This is a genomic window from Alteribacillus iranensis, assembly GCF_900113025.1.
In the GTDB taxonomy this organism is placed as follows: Bacteria; Bacillota; Bacilli; order Bacillales; family Marinococcaceae; genus Alteribacillus_A; species Alteribacillus_A iranensis.
In genome coordinates this window covers 337,204-355,086 of record NZ_FONT01000003.1, presented here as the reverse complement: position 1 = coordinate 355,086, position 17,883 = coordinate 337,204, and the positions used below count along the sequence as shown (strand labels likewise).

At 43.9% G+C, this 17,883-nt stretch carries 17 protein-coding genes; 7 read left to right on the top strand and 10 right to left on the bottom strand.

What is annotated here, in order from left to right; genetic code table 11:
- Nucleotides 1-43: 43 nt before the first annotated feature.
- Both BM095_RS09450 and BM095_RS09445 read right to left on the bottom strand, forming a co-directional pair.
- A complete protein-coding gene (locus BM095_RS09450) occupies nt 44-1,120 on the bottom strand; it encodes a hypothetical protein (protein ID WP_091660736.1) in 1,077 nt (358 codons plus the stop codon).
- Between the two features lie 13 nt (nt 1,121-1,133).
- On the bottom strand, nt 1,134-2,015 hold the full coding sequence (locus tag BM095_RS09445) for a hypothetical protein (RefSeq protein ID WP_091660729.1): 882 nt from the start codon (nt 2,013-2,015) through the stop codon (nt 1,134-1,136).
- Between the two features lie 453 nt (nt 2,016-2,468).
- On the opposite strand from BM095_RS09445, the gene BM095_RS09440 reads away from it, so the two are divergent.
- A complete protein-coding gene (locus tag BM095_RS09440; protein WP_091660726.1) occupies nt 2,469-4,115 on the top strand; it encodes a catalase in 1,647 nt (548 codons plus the stop codon).
- A gap of 190 nt (nt 4,116-4,305) precedes the next feature.
- Nucleotides 4,306-5,694 carry a class II fumarate hydratase gene (gene fumC / locus BM095_RS09435; protein WP_091660724.1) on the top strand — a complete coding sequence of 463 codons (1,389 nt, stop codon included), beginning with the start codon at nt 4,306-4,308 and terminating at the stop codon, nt 5,692-5,694.
- A 196-nt stretch (nt 5,695-5,890) separates the two neighbouring features.
- Here the strand turns inward: fumC and BM095_RS09430 are convergent, their stop codons facing one another.
- Together BM095_RS09430 and BM095_RS09425 are read right to left on the bottom strand one after the other, a co-directional pair.
- Nucleotides 5,891-6,073: a hypothetical protein gene (locus BM095_RS09430; protein WP_091660721.1), complete on the bottom strand. Its 183-nt coding sequence runs from the start codon at nt 6,071-6,073 to the stop codon at nt 5,891-5,893.
- Between the two features lie 434 nt (nt 6,074-6,507).
- Nucleotides 6,508-7,059, bottom strand: a complete 552-nt coding sequence (locus tag BM095_RS09425) for a phosphatidylglycerophosphatase A family protein (protein ID WP_091660718.1) — start codon at nt 7,057-7,059, stop codon at nt 6,508-6,510.
- A 212-nt stretch (nt 7,060-7,271) separates the two neighbouring features.
- Here BM095_RS09425 and BM095_RS09420 point away from each other — a divergent pair, with 212 nt between their 5' ends.
- Nucleotides 7,272-7,712: a GNAT family N-acetyltransferase gene (locus BM095_RS09420; RefSeq protein ID WP_091660715.1), complete on the top strand. Its 441-nt coding sequence runs from the start codon at nt 7,272-7,274 to the stop codon at nt 7,710-7,712.
- Between the two features lie 57 nt (nt 7,713-7,769).
- On the opposite strand, the gene BM095_RS09415 is transcribed toward BM095_RS09420, so the two are convergent.
- Nucleotides 7,770-8,006, bottom strand: a complete 237-nt coding sequence (locus BM095_RS09415; protein ID WP_091660712.1) for a hypothetical protein — start codon at nt 8,004-8,006, stop codon at nt 7,770-7,772.
- 171 nt (nt 8,007-8,177) lie between these two features.
- On the opposite strand from BM095_RS09415, the gene BM095_RS09410 reads away from it, so the two are divergent.
- Complete coding sequence (locus tag BM095_RS09410) at nt 8,178-8,687, top strand: CotY/CotZ family spore coat protein (RefSeq protein ID WP_091660709.1); 510 nt, start codon at nt 8,178-8,180, stop codon at nt 8,685-8,687.
- A gap of 100 nt (nt 8,688-8,787) precedes the next feature.
- Here BM095_RS09410 and BM095_RS09405 read toward each other — a convergent pair whose 3' ends face one another.
- A complete protein-coding gene (locus BM095_RS09405) occupies nt 8,788-9,261 on the bottom strand; it encodes a hypothetical protein (protein WP_143083209.1) in 474 nt (157 codons plus the stop codon).
- 258 nt (nt 9,262-9,519) lie between these two features.
- Here BM095_RS09405 and BM095_RS09400 point away from each other — a divergent pair, with 258 nt between their 5' ends.
- Nucleotides 9,520-9,930 (top strand): hypothetical protein, encoded by a 411-nt coding sequence (locus tag BM095_RS09400; RefSeq protein ID WP_091660702.1) that lies wholly within the window; start codon nt 9,520-9,522, stop codon nt 9,928-9,930.
- 106 nt (nt 9,931-10,036) lie between these two features.
- A complete protein-coding gene (locus BM095_RS16385) occupies nt 10,037-10,531 on the top strand; it encodes a hypothetical protein (protein ID WP_143083208.1) in 495 nt (164 codons plus the stop codon).
- Between the two features lie 779 nt (nt 10,532-11,310).
- Here the strand turns inward: BM095_RS16385 and BM095_RS09390 are convergent.
- Together BM095_RS09390 and BM095_RS09385 are read right to left on the bottom strand one after the other, a co-directional pair.
- Nucleotides 11,311-11,865, bottom strand: a complete 555-nt coding sequence (locus BM095_RS09390) for a DUF2812 domain-containing protein (protein WP_091660697.1) — start codon at nt 11,863-11,865, stop codon at nt 11,311-11,313.
- The gene (locus BM095_RS09385) at nt 11,862-12,203 is read right to left on the bottom strand and encodes a PadR family transcriptional regulator (RefSeq protein ID WP_091660695.1); all 342 of its coding nucleotides are present in this window, start codon (nt 12,201-12,203) and stop codon (nt 11,862-11,864) included. The genes BM095_RS09390 and BM095_RS09385 overlap by 4 nt, the downstream gene beginning before the upstream one ends.
- A gap of 166 nt (nt 12,204-12,369) precedes the next feature.
- On the opposite strand from BM095_RS09385, the gene BM095_RS09380 reads away from it, so the two are divergent.
- Nucleotides 12,370-13,272 (top strand): M23 family metallopeptidase, encoded by a 903-nt coding sequence (locus BM095_RS09380; RefSeq protein ID WP_091660692.1) that lies wholly within the window; start codon nt 12,370-12,372, stop codon nt 13,270-13,272.
- A 63-nt stretch (nt 13,273-13,335) separates the two neighbouring features.
- On the opposite strand, the gene icmF is transcribed toward BM095_RS09380, so the two are convergent.
- Together icmF and BM095_RS09370 are read right to left on the bottom strand one after the other, a co-directional pair.
- A complete protein-coding gene (gene icmF, locus BM095_RS09375; RefSeq protein ID WP_091660690.1) occupies nt 13,336-16,572 on the bottom strand; it encodes a fused isobutyryl-CoA mutase/GTPase IcmF in 3,237 nt (1,078 codons plus the stop codon).
- A gap of 180 nt (nt 16,573-16,752) precedes the next feature.
- Entirely contained in the window at nt 16,753-17,760 is a 1,008-nt protein-coding gene (locus BM095_RS09370; protein ID WP_091660687.1) for a bile acid:sodium symporter family protein, read from the bottom strand.
- Nucleotides 17,761-17,883: the final 123 nt, after the last annotated feature.

Sequence of the window (17,883 nt, the reverse complement as noted above, 5' to 3'; positions counted from 1 at the left end):
CCCTATGACCGTTAAGCATGAGGTTCATGTGGTGCCTGCGCTGTTACGAAGAGGCTTCTCCTTCTTGAATCCTCTCTTCTATGTTCAGTTTTTCTTCCTTTTTCTCCCCGGTTACATCAAAGCGGTAGAGACCGTACTGTCTCGTTTGGTCTGCTTTTTGACTCATTTTCACGTAATACAGCCATGACCCTTCTTCATTCAGTTTGGCGTTCATGACCGCCTCATTGATGTGAAGCCGCTTTCCCTCTTTCTTTGTCGAACGGTCGAACCACACGGTGTCATACAGATATGTCCCGCCCTCTCCCCAATTCATAATGGTTTGATACAGCATCTGGGTGCCATCTCCCACTAAAACGAATTCACTAATCGGAATGTCACTGTCTTCCTTGGAAACGACTTGGAGAGCCGACAGGTCATCTATCTTCATTTCATATATTCTTTCAGTCGCTTCAAACATGGATTCAGGAGTGACCTCTTCAAAGTCATCCGGCAGGATCATGAATAGATGTTCACCCTCTTTCGTGATTTGTAATGATCCTGGAGAGTAAGCATCAAAAGAACGAATTTTTTCCACATCACCGTCCCGGCTCAATATATACAGGGCGGACTCATACGGGATAAATCCTACTTCTGGTTTCTTTTCTGTGCTCATATGGACCCCGTTGACGATCAAACGATCCTTTGCGTCGTCATAAAGAAGTTCGGTAATGTATCCTCGCGCGTCAAGAACTGTCGTTGTTTCTCCGTTTTCGACCGTTGCTGTCTTTACGTCACTATGTACGAGTTGAAACTCCTGTTTCCCTGGTGGTTCCTTTGGCTCTCCTGTAGTTTCAACGAATGTGATTTCTGTCTCCCCCGTAAATACAGGAGCATGGATTTCCCACTCCTCCTCCGCTTGATATACTGGCGCGGGGTGACCGTCTCCCATTTGCGCGAAAAGAGTGTGAACTCCTTTTCTCTCTATTACATAAGCAAGCTCATCGTTTGGACCGAGACTGTATTCTCCGGTGAAAACAGGGCGCGCCTCTTCCTCGGATGTTACGATGAGTCCTGCCGTCACTAGTCCTCCTGTTACCAACGCAATCATACTAAATAAAAGGATTAACGCTTTTTTGTTCACCGTCTCCCTCCTCTCACTCATGAAATGGGCCAAACCCTATCTCTAATTGAAAATAACCGGCCAGCCACGGCCACCAAAGAAGCCCAAGCATGATGACCGTTAAGGCGAGACTACTTACCGCTGCTTTCGGGTAACGGCGTGCGAGCAGTACTTGTGCGATATACAAAAGAATCCAGCCAATCAATGGAACAAAAAAATAAAATAAAATCTGTGCAGGCATACCAAATGCTATCATGAACCAATAAACGAACACAGCCGGTATTCCTGTAATCAAACCTAAAGTAATATTAACAAGATGAAGAATGCGCCGATGAGTTTTCGTTCGACTGTCCTTGGGATATGCCAATACAGTTCGATAAAGAAGAATCACATTGAAGAGAACCATCCCTCCAAAACCAATGAACCACAAAGGGTGGTCTCCCCTAGCCGCCGGGTGAACAGCCGCATTTCCGATAAGTAGCAGGACATGGAAAAGAAGAGCCAGACTGAGCCATATTTTCCGCTGGCGAAGAAAGGGGCGATAGAGGGCGAGGAATAGCACCACTGAATGCCCAACGATATTACTCAGCAAATGAAAAAGCGCCACTTTTTCCCCGATTAACACATAGAGATACTGTCCGATGGTAAAGAGAAATCCTACCCCCGCAAGAAGTACCAACCATTCTTTCCGAACAGGAATCGCCTGCGCCAGCCGTTCCCTTCTCTTCCCTTCTTTTTCAAACGTCTCCATCGCGTCATGTGTAGCGTCTTCCAGCGATTTCCCTTGTTTCAGGTACTCGTCGCGGATCCTATACACCTGATTCAGCCACTTGTTATATAACCCATCCCGTTCCTCCTTCTGCACGTCCGTCTCATCCACTAGTTTCTTCACAAACTCCTCTACTTTATGATCCATAAGAAACACCCTCATCTGTTCACTAACATTTCGTTGGCTTTTGCTTTCCTATTCTATGGGAAAACATCCATTCCTTTCACCATTTCGTTGTCCATCTATGTTTTTCCTTTCCTGTCAGTTGTCTTCCTATGGAATGAACCTACACCACAAGCAATGAATTCTAAACAGGTGACTGGGACGTTGCAAATCAACTTTGCACATTTCCTCTTCACCCATTTCTACGTCCCCAAAATATTCGCCCAAAAATATTCGTATGTTTTTGACCTCTACCGAATAAGCATATCACTGATGGATGAAAAATGTTCATCGTTTGTTAATGTTTGGTAAGCAGTTAGTCGGGGTACTGTGTCTCTAGGTGTGTTCCTATTGGAGCCACGCCACGCCCACACGTTTCTCCCTAACATTAGAAGCAATAGCTGCCAACGTAAAAAATAGTTCAAGGAGGTTTTTTGTTTGGCTGACAACAAAAACAATGGATCGAACAAAAAAGACGACGTAAAACGCGAACAGTTGACGACACGTCAAGGCCGCCCCGTTACAGACAACCAAAATTTGCGCACGATTGGAAATCGCGGCCCAGCCACAATGGAAAATTATCATTTTCTTGAAAAAATGTCTCACTTCGACCGTGAAGAAGTACCGGAACGAGTCGTACATGCTCGTGGAAGCGGGGCATTTGGTTATTTTGAAACATATGGAACAGTCGGAGATGAACCGATAGAAAAGTATACCCGTGCCAAAGTCTTTTCCGGCAAAGGAAAAAAGACTCCCCTCATGGTTCGTTTCTCTACAGTAGCGGGAGCAAAAGATTCTCCGGAAACAGCACGGGATCCACGAGGCTTTGCCGTAAAAATGTACACGGAGGACGGAAACTGGGATATTGTTGGAAATAACTTAAAAATATTTTTTGTTCGCGATGCGATGAAATTCCCCGATATGATTCATGCCTTCAAACCGGATCCGGCGTCGAACGTACCGAATCCAGAGCGAATGTTTGATTTCGTGTCTCGTTCCCCTGAAGCGACACATATGATCACTTTCTTGTTTTCCCCGTGGGGCATCCCCGCTACGTACCGTCATATGCAAGGTTCCGGTGTAAATACGTACAAATGGGTGAACGAAGAAGGGAAAGCAGTACTTGTGAAGTACCACTGGGAGCCGAAACAGGGAATCCGCAACTTAACACAAGAAGAAGCGAATCGCATTCAAGCTAAAAATGTGTCTCATGCGACACAAGATTTATATGAAGCGATTGAACGTGGAGAGTATCCAGAGTGGGAATTGTACGTGCAAATCATGGAAGATGGCTATCATCCGGAGCTTGACTTTGATCCTCTGGACGACACAAAACTGTGGCCGGAAGATAAATTTCCATGGCTCCCGGTCGGACGCATGGTACTCGATCAGAATCCGAAAGATTTCCATGCAGAAATCGAACAAGCGTCGTTTGGAACCGGCGTCCTTGTCGATGGAATGGACTTCTCCGATGATAAAATGCTTATCGGGCGTACATTTTCCTATTCGGACACCCAGCGTTACCGTGTAGGCTCGAACTATCTCCAACTGCCGGTCAATGCACCAAAAACAAAAGTGCGTACCAATCAGCACCGCGGCCAGCTCGATCACCGGGATCCAAATGAGTCCGGAGGCAATCCGCATATCAACTATGAACCATCCATGATAGGCGGTTTAGAAGAAGCAAGCGAAAAAGACCGGAAGCCCCATCGCCCAACGTATAATGCGGAGGCTTTGACAGCGCCGATTGATCGTCCAAACAACTACGGACAAGCCGGCGAAACGTACCGAAACTTTGAAGAATGGGAGCGCGAAGAACTCATTAAAAATCTTTCAGACGCCTTGGCCATTTGCGATAAGCGAATCCAGGATGCGATGATCGATCACTTCACCAAGGCCGATAAAGATTATGGCCGCCGTGTAAAAGAAGGCATGGAGAAAAAAATGAAAGAGTTGGAGGAAATGAAAGACGACCAACTACCTGGGCGTGAATCCAAGTGGGTTGGCTTTACCCAAGGTTCGATCGATGACAAAGAAGCGGCCGAGGATGCGGTAGATAAAAGTCACAAATCTGACCCTTATTAATAGGCAAGAGAGTGTGAGCTGTTCGGTATGTGCCGGACAGCTTTTTTGTAGAAACAGTCGCTACACAGTTTAAGAAAAGCTCCCTTTGGATTCATAGCAGGTTTGAGATATAATGAAGAGGGATTTTATCTTCCTTCTTCTTCGCGAAGGAAAAGCACTAGTAAAAATAATAGCAGGAGGAATAGTGGAGATGGACTACAGAATTGAAAAAGACACACTCGGAGAAATGAAAGTACCCGCAGATAAACATTGGGGAGCCCAAACGCAACGCAGTTTGGAAAACTTTAAAATCGGCAAAGAGAAAATGCCTTTGGAAGTCGTGCATGCCTTTGCTATCTTGAAAAGATCCACCGCACTTGCGAACAAGCGTCTCGACAACATCGAACAAGAAAAAGCAGACGCGATCGTAAAAGCGGCAGATGAAGTTCTAGCTGGTGAACTCGACGACCATTTCCCTCTCGTTGTATGGCAGACAGGAAGCGGTACGCAATCCAATATGAACATGAACGAAGTCCTGGCCCGCCGTGCGACAGAAATTTTAAAACAAGAAGGTTCGGATCTTACCGTTCACCCAAACGATGATGTCAACCGTTCACAAAGTTCCAATGACACGTTCCCTACAGCCATGCACATCGCAGCGGTGGAAAAAGTAGAAAACGATGTCCTGCCTGCCATTGACATCTTGAAAAAGACTTTTGCAGAAAAACAGGAACAATTTGATGATATTATTAAAATTGGACGTACTCACTTGCAAGATGCGACTCCTCTGACACTCGGACAAGAAATCAGCGGATGGCATCGTATGCTTGAAAAGAGTGAAGAAATGATCAAACAAAGCATTGATCATGTAAAAGATTTGGCGATTGGCGGTACTGCCGTAGGTACCGGAATCAATGCCCATCCGAAATTCGGTGACTATGTAGCAGAAGAAATCAGCAAGGTTACTCAAAAAACTTTCCGTTCTGCTCCGAATAAGTTCCATGCGCTCACAAGTCATGACGAAATCAACTATGCCCATGGTGCTTTAAAAGGACTTGCGGCTGACTTGATGAAAATTGCCAATGATGTTCGCTGGCTTTCGAGCGGTCCGCGTTCTGGTTTAAGCGAGATCATTATTCCAGCGAATGAGCCAGGCAGCTCCATTATGCCAGGTAAAGTGAACCCTACTCAGTCCGAAGCGCTCACTATGGTTACTTCCCAAGTGATGGGAAATGACGCCACGATCGGGTTTGCTGCAAGCCAAGGGAATTTTGAATTAAACGTATTTAAACCAGTGATCATTTATAACTTCCTGCAATCCTCTTATCTTCTTGCAGAAGCGATGATTTCGTTTAATGACAAATGTGCGGTTGGCCTTGAACCGAACAAAGAAAAGATTTCAGAGCATCTGAACAATTCTCTTATGCTCGTTACAGCTCTTAACCCGCATATCGGCTATGAAAATGCTGCAAAAATCGCAAAAACAGCTCACGAAAAAGGCCAGACCCTCAAGGAAGCAGCCTTGGAGAGCGGCCTCTTGACCGAAGAACAGTTTAATGAAATCGTAGATCCAGCCAAAATGGTAAAACCACAGGAATAATTGGTTTTTCACTCACCCTCGGAACATTTCTTCCGGGGGTGTTTTAAGTTACAAGACTTCGCAGCGCTTTCACAAGAGGCTTCCATTCTTTCAAAAAAGACCTCCTCACATAAAATGCACCCTTTATAAAAGGGAGATTTCAACAGAGGCAGGTCTTGTTATTGGTCATGCGTGGCTAAATGAGACTCCATCGTTATTACGATTCATCATATGTATAGCGCACGACATATTTATTTGTCTTTAATTTTCGTATCTCAACAAACGGTCCTACTTCATACCCGTTATGCCAATTGTCTTCTAACTTTGCTTTCAGGCAGCCTGCCTGGAACTTTGAGCGGAATGTCTGCTTCCAATAAATCCAGCGTGGTTTTCCTGCCATCAACCTGTCTCGACTCCTTTTCGTATCATTTTTTCTTATCTTATCTTACTCTCCTCCTTACTCGCAAGTGGTCGCTACGGTTGCCATGAATCCAAAAACCAAACTTTATATGAGGAGCACGCATGATAGCCACAAAGATGGAAGAACTGTCGGAGTCTTGCTTCTGTATAGCCGCTAGTAGCCATTATGCCGTGCAGCTAACTTTCGAAAACGCCAAATCTATACTTTCTTTCTAACCAAGAAAAGCGCAACGTCGAACTGACCCACGTCGTGTGGGCCTGAGGAGGTATAGCAGCCAGGAGAAGGGTTGAAGCGACCTCGAGCCGATGGCGCCTGAAGCTAGACATCACTCCATGAATACTTTCTTGTCTTTCCATACAAAAGACCCCTCTGACAAGGAGCCTTTCTGTCGTCCTATATCCCATGTGTGCCAATCAGCCAATGAGTTCTTCGTCTTCTCGTTCTTTTATTTTTGATTTATCCCGATGCTCTTCCCGATCTCTGAGACGGTGAGCAAGACGGGCCGAGGCACTAGACGCGATACTTGCTACGAGATCGTCTAAGAAGGTGTGTACTTCCTTTTTGTTTGTATCAAGCTCCTTGATGACTCCGTGCTTTTCTTTATCTAAATAACCGAATGTGGTAACGGCAATACTTCCGAAGCCGAACACGGAGCCCAATGCAATCGTTTCGTCCACCCCGAATAATCCTTCATCACTTTCTACGAGGGACTGTAACGGTTCGGACAATTGTTTTTTCTCAGCGAGTACGTCTAACTCGATTCCAACGAGCACCGCATGCTGAATTTCCCGCTTGCACAGGACCGCATCCGCGCTTTCATAACAATCATCCATGCTTAAATTAGAGACATATGGTGCTTGCATGTCATAGACAATTTGAGCGATGTCTTTTACTTCCACGCCGCGTTTTTTCAAAGCTTTACGCGCTGCTTCTTCCACCACATCACTAGGTACAGGTTTTTCCATGACGAACTCCTCCTCTTCTTATATTCTATCATATGCAAGGATATTTCGTTTCATTTCTGTCCTATTATTTGGAATGTTGTAAGAATGAAAAGAATGATTGGTTCATGACATTCATTCTGAATAGATGATCACGAGCTGGTCTCCTTATGGTAAAATATCGGTATCCTAGTTGCGAGATCCTTCCTATATCCTATGGAGAAAGGGTGTTCTCAGTGAAAGTAAGAGAAGTACGAAATGAGCCGGAACAGAAGGAAGCATTTCAAGTGAGACAACAGGTATTCGTCGAAGAACAGAACGTTCCACCGGGATTAGAAATTGACGAGCTGGAACAAGAAGCGTTCCATTTCGTCTTATATGACGAGGATCAAGCCGTTGGTGCTGCCCGTTTGCGTCTTGTCGATGACTACGGAAAAGCGGAACGTGTCTGTGTTCTTCCATCTCACCGCCAATCGGGCGCGGGACGTCTCTTAATGGAAGCGCTGGAACAAAAAGCTTTAGAAAAAGGGGCTTCCGCCATGAAACTTAACGCCCAGCACACAGCCGTTCCTTTTTACAAGAAATTGAAGTATGAAGTAACATCGGATGAATTCATGGATGCCGGTATTCCTCATTTTGAAATGAAAAAAGCGCTCCCTGTCAAAGGCGGACTTTAACAAAAGCCGCCGGGGGCGCTGATTTTCGTTCCCTCTCTGACATTCGTCCTCTCGTCCCTACGTCCATGCGTCAAACTGGCGACCTTTCCCATACAGTCGTTGCTCGATCTTTCTTCTTTTCTTCATCAGCGCTGTTTCTTCTTCCCGTTTGTATGGGTTCTTTCCTCCCCGGTTCATCCGTTGAATCACAGATTGTTGTATTCGTTCTACCCGCTCGATCGCAGGTCCTTTTTCAAGCATTCGTTCCCCATACTTTAAAGCTGTCTCATTCACGTGCGGAGGAATATATCCCATCTCTCTCACCTCACCTGTTCATTACTACCCTTTTTTTCTATGTTTTAATCCTCCTTTCTTTTCTCTAAATAGCACATTCGCCCAATTCTCTTTTTTTCCCGGTATAGGTAACACCTTTTTAGGTTTCTGTATATATGATGATAAGGAACAGATCACAAAGGAGTGAAAGATATGGGTTGCAAAAAACATGGTTGCGATACAGGGAGCTGCGTGTGCGATGCACTGGCTAACATCAAAAAAGCCCAAGATAAAGTAGAAAGAAGAGATGACGGCTGCAGCAACAGCTGTTACTCGGACCTTCTAAGTCCAAGAGGAAGAGACAATCGCCGCGATGCACGCGACACTGTACCTTTCTTGCTGCAAGGCAAAGACGGGAAATACTTCTATGCTACAGGCGGCATTGGCACAAGAGATTGCTTTCAAACCGTGTTCTTCCGGGTAGAGAGTATTGATGAAGATAAATGCTGTGCCACACTGTCTTTGTTAGAGCCGGATATGGATATCGAATTTGATAAATGTTGCGTAGATCCTACTTCATTATGTGATGTGGATGAAGTGGAGCGTACTCGCGAATGCATTGAGGTTGATCTCAATTGCTTCTGCGCCGTACAATGCTTAGATCCGGACCTTGTTGGAGATATCGATAAAAAACGTCATCATCATCACCATCACGGAAAATAATAGGAAGCCTTAGCCGATGGAGTGCTATCCATCGGCTTGTATGCTTCCTTTTGTTCTATATAAAATTATATTCTCTATTTTGATACATAACTCCTTCTATTTATAAACTAATTATTCTAATATTCAAAATCTCTTTCAATTTTATACTCACTGGTTCGACTTGGTGATCTTCTTGAATGGTAATCGTTTCATTCGTCGTTTCTAGAATGCTTCCTTCCACGAACTCTTCTTCTGTTTCACAGGTAATAACAGGGTGTATATAATGGGGAACATCTTCCAAATAATCGAGTGTATCTAAGACATCTTGCTTTATGTCATGCTGTTCTCTTTTCGTCTCATGTGTCGCTTCTGGTTCTTCTTTTCCTACAGTCTCTGTTTGGGAATCCTTCTCGAGTTCCACTGTTTTTTCCCGTATTTTTCTCCTATCTCTTTCGCGCTTTTTTTTCCGTTTGTTTTCTGTGTCGCTTGTTTTTTTCTTCACTGACACGGTCTGTCCTGTTTGCGGCGGACGTTTCCACTCCGGCTGTTCGATGTAAAATAACGGCTGGCCGTCCTCCATGTACTCTTTCTCCACCGTCCCACCTCCCAGAAACAATCTTTTCTCCTTCCACTATATGCAACATTCCATGGTTCATTCCTTTCACTTTCTAGTCAATTTCACGGAAGATTTGCATATATTTTAGTAAAGAGGAAAGTGCCTGCCTATGAGCGACAAACACGGAGAGCTTTCAGGAAAGACTTCTGTTGCTAAGGTTGGTTTCTATAACTCTATCTTAAACACATCTACTTTTGTAACCACTCATATCAGTGTAAACAGGCAGGAGGGACTCGGATGCTTTGGTTTTTGTTTGCAGGTAATTTTGGACTTATTATCATGTTGTACCTTTATTTAGCTGAGAAATCATTACGGCACAGCCCGTCGTTTATTATCTTGAATATTGCGGGGACTCCGCCTATTTTCTTCGCTCTCTGCAGTGGGTTTTTATTGACATCTATGTATCCTGGCTTTCTGTTAGAGACAAGCATGGCAGCCGGAGTACTTGGTATGGGGGCGGGACTTTTATTTGGAAGTCTTTTTCATTTCCACGCAGCTATGGCAGGAGCTGCTTATGGTTTAATCGCTGGAATGCTTTCTCCTGTCCTTGGTGAGCTTGCAGGTCGCTCTCCTATGTTTTTAGTGTTTTGCCAGCTGCTCTTTTTTATCGTTCTGTTTTTCCTTCGTTTCCATCCTCGACTCTATTGAACCTCCACCACCGGAAGGACGCGACCTTCGGGTATTTGGCCTAATCTTTTCTAGATAAATCACCGTTTTATTGGTTTCCCATAAGCTGTATAAGGGCTTATGCCTTATGACTCAAATACATTTTCAATGGACGGTGATTTATTTGTATTTCCATGACCAATACCCTCATCCTCCTCACGATGAGAGACAACAACCATCTGTTCAATATATACCCCCGACTGTGATCGAACGTTATGTAAATCAATGGATCCGCACCAGTATTCCAGGATATGGCCAGGTTATTGCGTATGTGCTGGATTATAATAATCGGACCGGCATGGTATCGATGTTTATGTATGCTCCTCCACGTTACCGCCGGCAGTATATACAAGTTCATTACAGTGACTTAGTAGGCATCCAGCCTTACTTTGGACCAACCCCGCCACGCCCTGGCGGAGGGCAGCCACAGCCGCCAAGACCGCCTCGTCCGCCGCGGCCACGCCCGCGTCCTCCGTATTATTACGGGCCTGGTAGCGACTATGGCCCGGGTGGTCCGGGTGGGCCTGGAGGACCGAGTGGCGGAGGCGGGGTTCTTCCGTGGCTTATGCACCATCTGTTTTAAATAAAAAAAGCGCAAGTACCCTGGCTTGCACAGGACGTGCTGACATCTGCGTTGGCTTACGCAGGAGGCGTTGACTTTTGCGTTTGCTAGTACACGATGTACTGACTTCTGCGATAAGAAAAAGAGACCGCATGATCATGTAACGAGTTCACTTGTTAGATGCAAACTGATGAATCACAAGGGTAAAAGCTGGCTAAATCACAAAAATATCATATGCAATTCTCAGTATGATTCAAACAAAAAGAGCTTGGAATCTTTATTTTCCAAGCTCTTTTTTATTCTTCAATAATCGTACCTGCTAGCTGGATTTCAGTTAGGGCATGGAAGTGACTGTCAAATATATCAAACCCGTTACTATAAGCAAAAACACCATAAAGGAACTTGAAAGCAATATAAGCTTTTTTATAACTTTTGGCTCACTTATTTGTCTAAAACCGACAAACCCTAATAAAATTGAAATCAACCAAATACTCATACCCCATAATGAAAATAAATACGGTGAATTTATAATCCAAAATACTGTAACAAGTAAATAAAAAAAACATCAAAGCCCAAGCAACTAATTCCTTCATATCTCTTCCCCTTAGCAAGACTTCTCCAATTAACGCCACCGTTAGTTGAATAACAATCAATTTCTTGTATAACAACAGTAAAACGCATGCGAATTTCAATGTGAAATCCCATACGTTTTGTTTGGTGAATGGCTTGTTTGCATCCTGGAGTGATCCCCTTAATGATCATGCAGCCTTTTTTTCACGGAAACCCGTCTCTATCTCTCCTTATCCGTCCATCCTGCCGTCGGTACTATATTTTCTCATTTGGTACAGCTTGATAGTGTAGGCAACGTAAGGCATACCGGTAAACACAAGAACCGGAATGAGTATCACACCTAGTGTGACTGAAATGTTAGCGAAAATCATTGAACTGCTTCGAAAAAGCATATCACACAGAAATAAGAGAATGGTCAAAATAAAAGCAGGATAAGCGATCGTTCCCATTTTTTTCTTTTCCGTTTCATACTTTTTTATATGGCTTGCATGATCAGTATAAAGAGGTATCGTTCCCTCCGGTGCAGTAAAGAAATGAATTTCTCCTAAAGATGCGACATGTGACCAGCCTGCCTCTTCAAAGTACGTGAAATACTCCTCTTCTGGATGTACTTGATAATCAATCGCATACTGAATATGCTGCTTCTCTCCTCTTCGCAGCTTATAACCAAACGCACCTATTTTTTCGAGGAGCCATCCTTTCTTTGCCAGTTTTGCAAGTTTTCTCATTTCGAAATCTTCCGCAAAAGCCAATCCCCAGCTACCAACATACTTTGTTTCTTTCATTCTGCCTCTTCTCCCTTTTCTTGTAATACTTGTTTTGCGTGGTTGATCATGTTTTCACGTCGCTTCATATCACTTTTTAACAGGTCCAGCCCTTTGGACGTAGTGATGTAGGTCTTTCTCTTCCCTTTCTCTTCATGATAGAGTTCGATGAGCCCCGCGGAAAGCAACTTTTTTATTGTCGTGTACATGGATGCCGGACCAATCGCAACGTCTCCGTCTGTGAAATCCTGAATATTTTTCATAATAAGATAGCCGTGTCTTGCCTCTAACAGGGAAAGCAAAATATAAAACGTTGTATCTGTCAATTCTCCTGTCTCTAATGAATCATTCCTCGCCATTTTAATCTCCCTTATTTTCATTGTATCAATTAATGATATATCGTTATATGTAATATATCATTAAACGATATAAAAAGAAACAATAAAAAAGTACTAAGTAACGAATGGGGCATGTTCCTTGCGTTCCGTTCGGTGTATAGTGATAAAAGAAAAGGAGGTGAACACTTTGACGTTCGCTATCATTCAACTGTTTCTCCTTCAAATTATATTGCCTGCTTTTTTATTATTTTTTCTATGGAAAGGTACCTTTCATAGTAAGCTGCAATGGTTGATAGAAGTACTTGCGGTATCCATGTATATGATATGGACGGTCCTGACAGGAAGGTGGGATTGGCTAGGATATTATCTCCGTTTTCTGTGGGTGGTTCTACCGATTCTCTTCTTTTATCTATCTTGGAAAAAGACACAGTCCCTTCCTTATTTCACGCCATTGACAAAAGAACAAAAATGGTCATTTGCCATTCATTTGTTTATTTTACTTATCTTTGGTTCTTATAATGTGATGGCATTCAGCAGTTACACAACAGAAGATACAGCCATCGAGCTGTCTTTTCCTTTGCAGGATGGAAAGTATTATGTAGGTCATGGTGGAAATCATGTCCAAATGAACTATCATAACAGCTATGAACCCCAACAGTATGCGCTCGATATCACCAAATTAAACGACCTCGGTTTGCGGACAGCAGGTCTCTATCCTAAAGAATTAGAATCGTATGCCATATACGAGGACACCCTGTATAGCCCATGTGACGGTAAAATTATCGAAGCTCGAGACGGATTGCCTGATCAGACTCCTCCTCATTCTGATCCAGACCACCCGAAAGGAAATTATGCGGCCTTACGCTGTGAGGGGACCGATGCTACCGTTTATATCGCTCACATGCAAAACGGCTCCGTTGCAATGGAAAAAGAAAGTCACGTGACACAAGGGGAGCCGATCGGGCGTGTCGGTAACTCAGGTAATACGAGTGAACCCCACCTTCATATACATGCGGAACTCGATGGGACAGGAGTTCCTATACATTTCGATGGCAAGTTTCTTGTTCGCAATTCCATCGTTTCTCGGTAAACAAAGAAAAAGAGGACCCGGGCAAGCCGCCATCCTCTTTGTTCATCCTCTTTTTCTGGCTTTTTACATATTTCTTCTGTACTGGCCTCCTACTTCATAAAGAGAGGTAGTGATTTGACCGAGAGACGCCTTTTTCACAGTTTCCATCAATGCTTCAAAGATATTGCCACCATTAAGAGCCACTTGTTGTAATCGTTTTAATGCAGCAGAACTTTCATTTTCATGCTGTTTTTGAAAGGGGCGCAGTTGTTCAATTTGAGTATCTTTTTCTTCTTTTGAAGATCGTGCGAGTTCCATGTTTTGGCTTTCAGCTTCTTCGGCATTCGGATTCATAAACGTATTTACTCCGACAATCGGCAGTGCTCCGGAATGTTTTTTCTGCTCGTAATACAGTGATTCTTCCTGAATTTTTCCGCGCTGATACTGGGTTTCCATCGCTCCAAGTACGCCGCCGCGGTCGTGAAGGCGCATCAGTTCTTTCAATACTGCCTCTTCTACCAAATCAGTCAGTTCTTCGATGATAAAGGCACCTTGAAGAGGGTTTTCGTTTTTGGTTAATCCGTATTCTTTATCAATAATCATTTGAATCGCCATCGCTCGTCGTACCGATTGTTCCGTTGGAGTCGTATACGCTTCATCGTACGCATTGGTGTGCAGGGAATTGCAATGATCATACATCGCGATCAATGCTTGCAGCGTCGTACGAATGTCATTAAAATCCATTTCCTGTGCATGAAGAGAGCGTCCCGACGTTTGAATATGGTATTTCAGCTTTTGGCTTCTTTCGTTTCCACCGTATTTATTTTTGATAACGATCGCCCATATTCTGCGCGCTACGCGGCCCATCACCGCATATTCAGGGTCGAGCCCGTTACTGAAAAAGAAAGATAAATTCGGAGCAAAGTCATCGATACTCATGCCGCGGCTCAAGTAATATTCCACGTACGTGAATCCATTCGCCAGTGTGAAAGCAAGCTGGGTGATCGGGTTGGCTCCTGCTTCTGCCATATGATAACCGCTTATGCTCACAGAGTAATAGTTACGAATGTGATGATCAATAAAATACTGTTGAATATCCCCCATCATTCGAAGTGCAAATTCCGTGGAGAAAATGCATGTATTTTGACCCTGGTCTTCTTTTAAAATATCTGCTTGCACCGTGCCTCTTACAGTTTGCATCGTTTGTTCTTTAAGTTGATTGTACTCTTCACGTGTCGGATCTTTTTTTCTTTCTTCTTTCCATTTTTTCACTTGTTGGTCAATCGCTGTATTCAAAAACATAGCAAGTATGATAGGCGCTGGACCATTAATCGTCATCGAAACACTGGTGGATGGGTCACACAGGTCAAAGCCGCTAAACAATTTTTTCATATCATCTAACGTACAAACGTTGACACCGCTATTGCCAATTTTTCCGTAAATATCGGGGCGTTCCTCCGGATCATGGCCATAAAGAGTAACACTGTCAAAAGCCGTCGATAATCGTTTGGCTGTTGTGCCTTCACATAAATAATGAAACCGTTTATTCGTCCGATCTGGCGTTCCTTCCCCCGCAAATTGACGGGTGGGATCTTCATTTTTTCGCTTCAATGGGAATACTCCTGCCGTATACGGAAAATATCCCGGAAGATTTTCTTTCATCCGCCAGCGCAAAATGTCTCCTGGATCCTTGTAGGTTGGAAGACTAATACGGGGAATTAACGTTCCAGACAGTGATTCTGTGTACAGTTCCATTTCTTTTTCTTTATTACGTATGCGGACGGTTAACGTTTTTTCTTGATAGGACTGTTTTAGCTCTCGCCATTCCTCTACTAATTTGTTCGCTAGGGGATCGATGTCTTGGTTTACATCGGCGATTTTTTTATCCAAAAACGTAACAAAGCTTTCTTCCTTATTTGTTTCATGTTTCTCTATCTGGATCAAGTCTTTCGTACACTCAAGCGCATAACGTTTTCTTACCCGTTCTACTTGTTCCTCTATCATGTGATGATAGTCTCGGACAGTGTGAACGATTTCTCCGAGATAAGACGTCCGTTCTGGCGGAAGGACGACATGCCTCTTGGTAGAAGAAACAAGATTGGTATCGGTCGACCAGTTTCCTCCCACTTTCTCTTCCAGCTTTTTCATCATGGCGGCAAACAGTTCGTTCGTCCCTTCATCATTAAATTGACTAGCGATTGTCCCGAAGACAGGTAACGATTCAACAGGCACATCAAATAACTGACGGGCACGCTGTACTTGTTTCCTCACATCCCGTAACGCATCCTCCGATCCCCGTCTCTCAAACTTATTAATGACGATAATATCAGCGACGTCAATCATCTCAATTTTTTCAAGCTGCATCGGCGTCCCATATTCACTTGTCATCACATACATGGATAGATCAGACACATCAGTGATTTCCGTGTCGCCTTGCCCTATCCCGCTCGTTTCGACAATAACTAAATCGTATCCCGCTTCCTTTACGATCTGGATGGCTTCTTTTATCGCGGTACTTAATTCTGATTTTGAGTGCCGGGTTGCCAAACTTCTCATATACACCCGTGGGCTATTCACCGCATTCATTCGTATGCGATCACCTAGCAAAGCTCCACCTGTCCTCTTCTTAGAAGGATCAATCGATAAAATGGCAATCGAACGATCTTGAAAGTGGTTCAAGTAACGTCGTACAAGCTCGTCGGTTAGTGAGCTTTTTCCTGCCCCTCCTGTGCCTGTAATTCCTAATACGGGAGTTTTCTGTGCTGTGGAAGACATCGCATGTACAGATGATTTCCCTTGCCTCTCCTCTGCTTTTGTAATGGAGGCGGCCACTGCTCCCCATTGCTCTTCGAGACGTTCTCCTTTCGCCAATATCTTTGTCGGTGCCGGAAAATCCGTCTCCTGGATCATATAATCAATCATGCCTTGTAATCCGAGCTTCCTGCCATCCTCTGGAGAAAACACTCGATTGATCCCATAGGCCATCAATTCTTCCCTTTCCCTCGAGGTGATCACGCCCCCTCCTCCCGCGAAGATTTGTATATGGCTGGCTTCTTTCCTCTGCAGCAAATCATACATATACTTTAAGAACTCCACGTGTCCGCCTTGATACGTACTAATCGCAATACCTTGAACATGCTCCTGAATCGCCGCGTTCACTACTTCCTCCACGGAACGGTTGTGACCAAGGTGGATCACTTCTACCCCGGAAGCTTGGAGAAGCCGTCTTATAATGTTAATGGAAGCGTCGTGTCCGTCAAACAGGGCAGCAGCGGTAATAAACCGAATAGGATGGTTTGCCCTTTTCCCTTTTGAAACCATCTCCCTCCCCCTTTCCTCTAAAGATGCATCGCATAGAGACCGTGTTTTAGAATATTCACCGGGACTCCCTCTTTATGTATGCCCTGCCTCCAAAGTTTTGTTCCTTCCTGGCGTCGAGATAGGATCTTGCCAATAAAAAGAGAGAGCAACCTCTCATGGCAGCTCTCTTTCCGTCTTTTTTTATTTTACGGACCCTGGATGCTTCGCTTGGTAGGTGACTCGTTGTTCTTGAGGATGGGCCGCGCGTTGCTTAGGACCCCTTCTCTCCAATCTTTTTCCAAACTGATTGGCAAGAAATGAACCGAACGATAGATTAATAATCGTGTTTATAATAGGAGGGGCCGCTCCGAGTTCTCCGATAAATTCAAAGGCTAATATAGCTGCTAACGCTGTATTACATAACCCTACATGGAACATGGTTGCTTTCGCGTCTTCTGCTTGGACTCCAATTTTATTCGCAATCACATAAGCGAGTCCCATTGGTAAGGTTACCTGTATAAAAATCACAGCGATTAATAACGGGAGCACTTCGATCCGTGAAGCAATCGCTTCTGATCCTTCCCCAACGATAATATGTACAATGAATAACAAAGAGAGTGAAGATCCTAATTTCGTTAAGCCCCTCGAGTATTGAACCGCCTGTGGATATATTCGCTGCACTAGAATTCCAACAGAAAGGGGAAGAATGACGATAAAAATAAACGACTGTAACAAGTCGATAAATGTGATTGTTACTGGATTTCCAGGTATATTCATCATGGCTAGAAGCGTAACGATTGGACTAATGCCAGTATCTATTAATGAACCGATAATGACGAGAGCTGTATTTCCCCCGGCTAAAAATGTGTAAAGTGTCGCAGCTGTCGCGCTCGGAACCGTACCGGATAAAATAAGGCCGGCCGCTATATCTGGTTCCTGTGAGAAAAAGAGATATGCTAACCCCAGGGACACAAACACAGTGATGGTCCACTTTAAAAAAGTCGCTAATACCAATACTCTTTTCTTTTTTCCAATTCCTCGAATAGCCTCCAGATTCATCGAAAGCCCTGTAAAAAAGATAACGACCCCTAATAAAAAACTAGGAAGCCATGAAACCGTTTGTATGTATACGGGGGAGAGATATGTCACTATCGCTGTAATGATAATAAGAGTCGGCAGATGTTTCGAAAGCCTTTCGATGTACTTCATTTCTACATGCCTCCCTCCCTTCTCTCATTATTATAACAAATAAGATGGTAATTTTTGATTTCGACTTTTAGTACATTTCCAAATATTAACTTGAACGGTTTCTTCAGAAATATGCCCCACAGT

Coding starts and splice junctions, on each gene's coding strand:
- icmF (WP_091660690.1), bottom strand. CDS start 16,572: ATGGTTTCAAAAGGGAAAAGGGCAAACCATCCTATTCGGTTTATTACC.
- BM095_RS09370 (WP_091660687.1), bottom strand. CDS start 17,760: ATGAAGTACATCGAAAGGCTTTCGAAACATCTGCCGACTCTTATTATC.
- BM095_RS09425 (WP_091660718.1), bottom strand. CDS start 7,059: ATGGAAAAACCTGTACCTAGTGATGTGGTGGAAGAAGCAGCGCGTAAA.
- BM095_RS09415 (WP_091660712.1), bottom strand. CDS start 8,006: ATGGGATATATTCCTCCGCACGTGAATGAGACAGCTTTAAAGTATGGG.
- BM095_RS09445 (WP_091660729.1), bottom strand. CDS start 2,015: ATGGATCATAAAGTAGAGGAGTTTGTGAAGAAACTAGTGGATGAGACG.
- BM095_RS09430 (WP_091660721.1), bottom strand. CDS start 6,073: ATGGCAGGAAAACCACGCTGGATTTATTGGAAGCAGACATTCCGCTCA.
- BM095_RS16385 (WP_143083208.1), top strand. CDS start 10,037: ATGACTCAAATACATTTTCAATGGACGGTGATTTATTTGTATTTCCAT.
- BM095_RS09385 (WP_091660695.1), bottom strand. CDS start 12,203: ATGGCGAGGAATGATTCATTAGAGACAGGAGAATTGACAGATACAACG.
- BM095_RS09410 (WP_091660709.1), top strand. CDS start 8,178: ATGGGTTGCAAAAAACATGGTTGCGATACAGGGAGCTGCGTGTGCGAT.
- BM095_RS09400 (WP_091660702.1), top strand. CDS start 9,520: ATGCTTTGGTTTTTGTTTGCAGGTAATTTTGGACTTATTATCATGTTG.
- fumC (WP_091660724.1), top strand. CDS start 4,306: ATGGACTACAGAATTGAAAAAGACACACTCGGAGAAATGAAAGTACCC.
- BM095_RS09390 (WP_091660697.1), bottom strand. CDS start 11,865: ATGAAAGAAACAAAGTATGTTGGTAGCTGGGGATTGGCTTTTGCGGAA.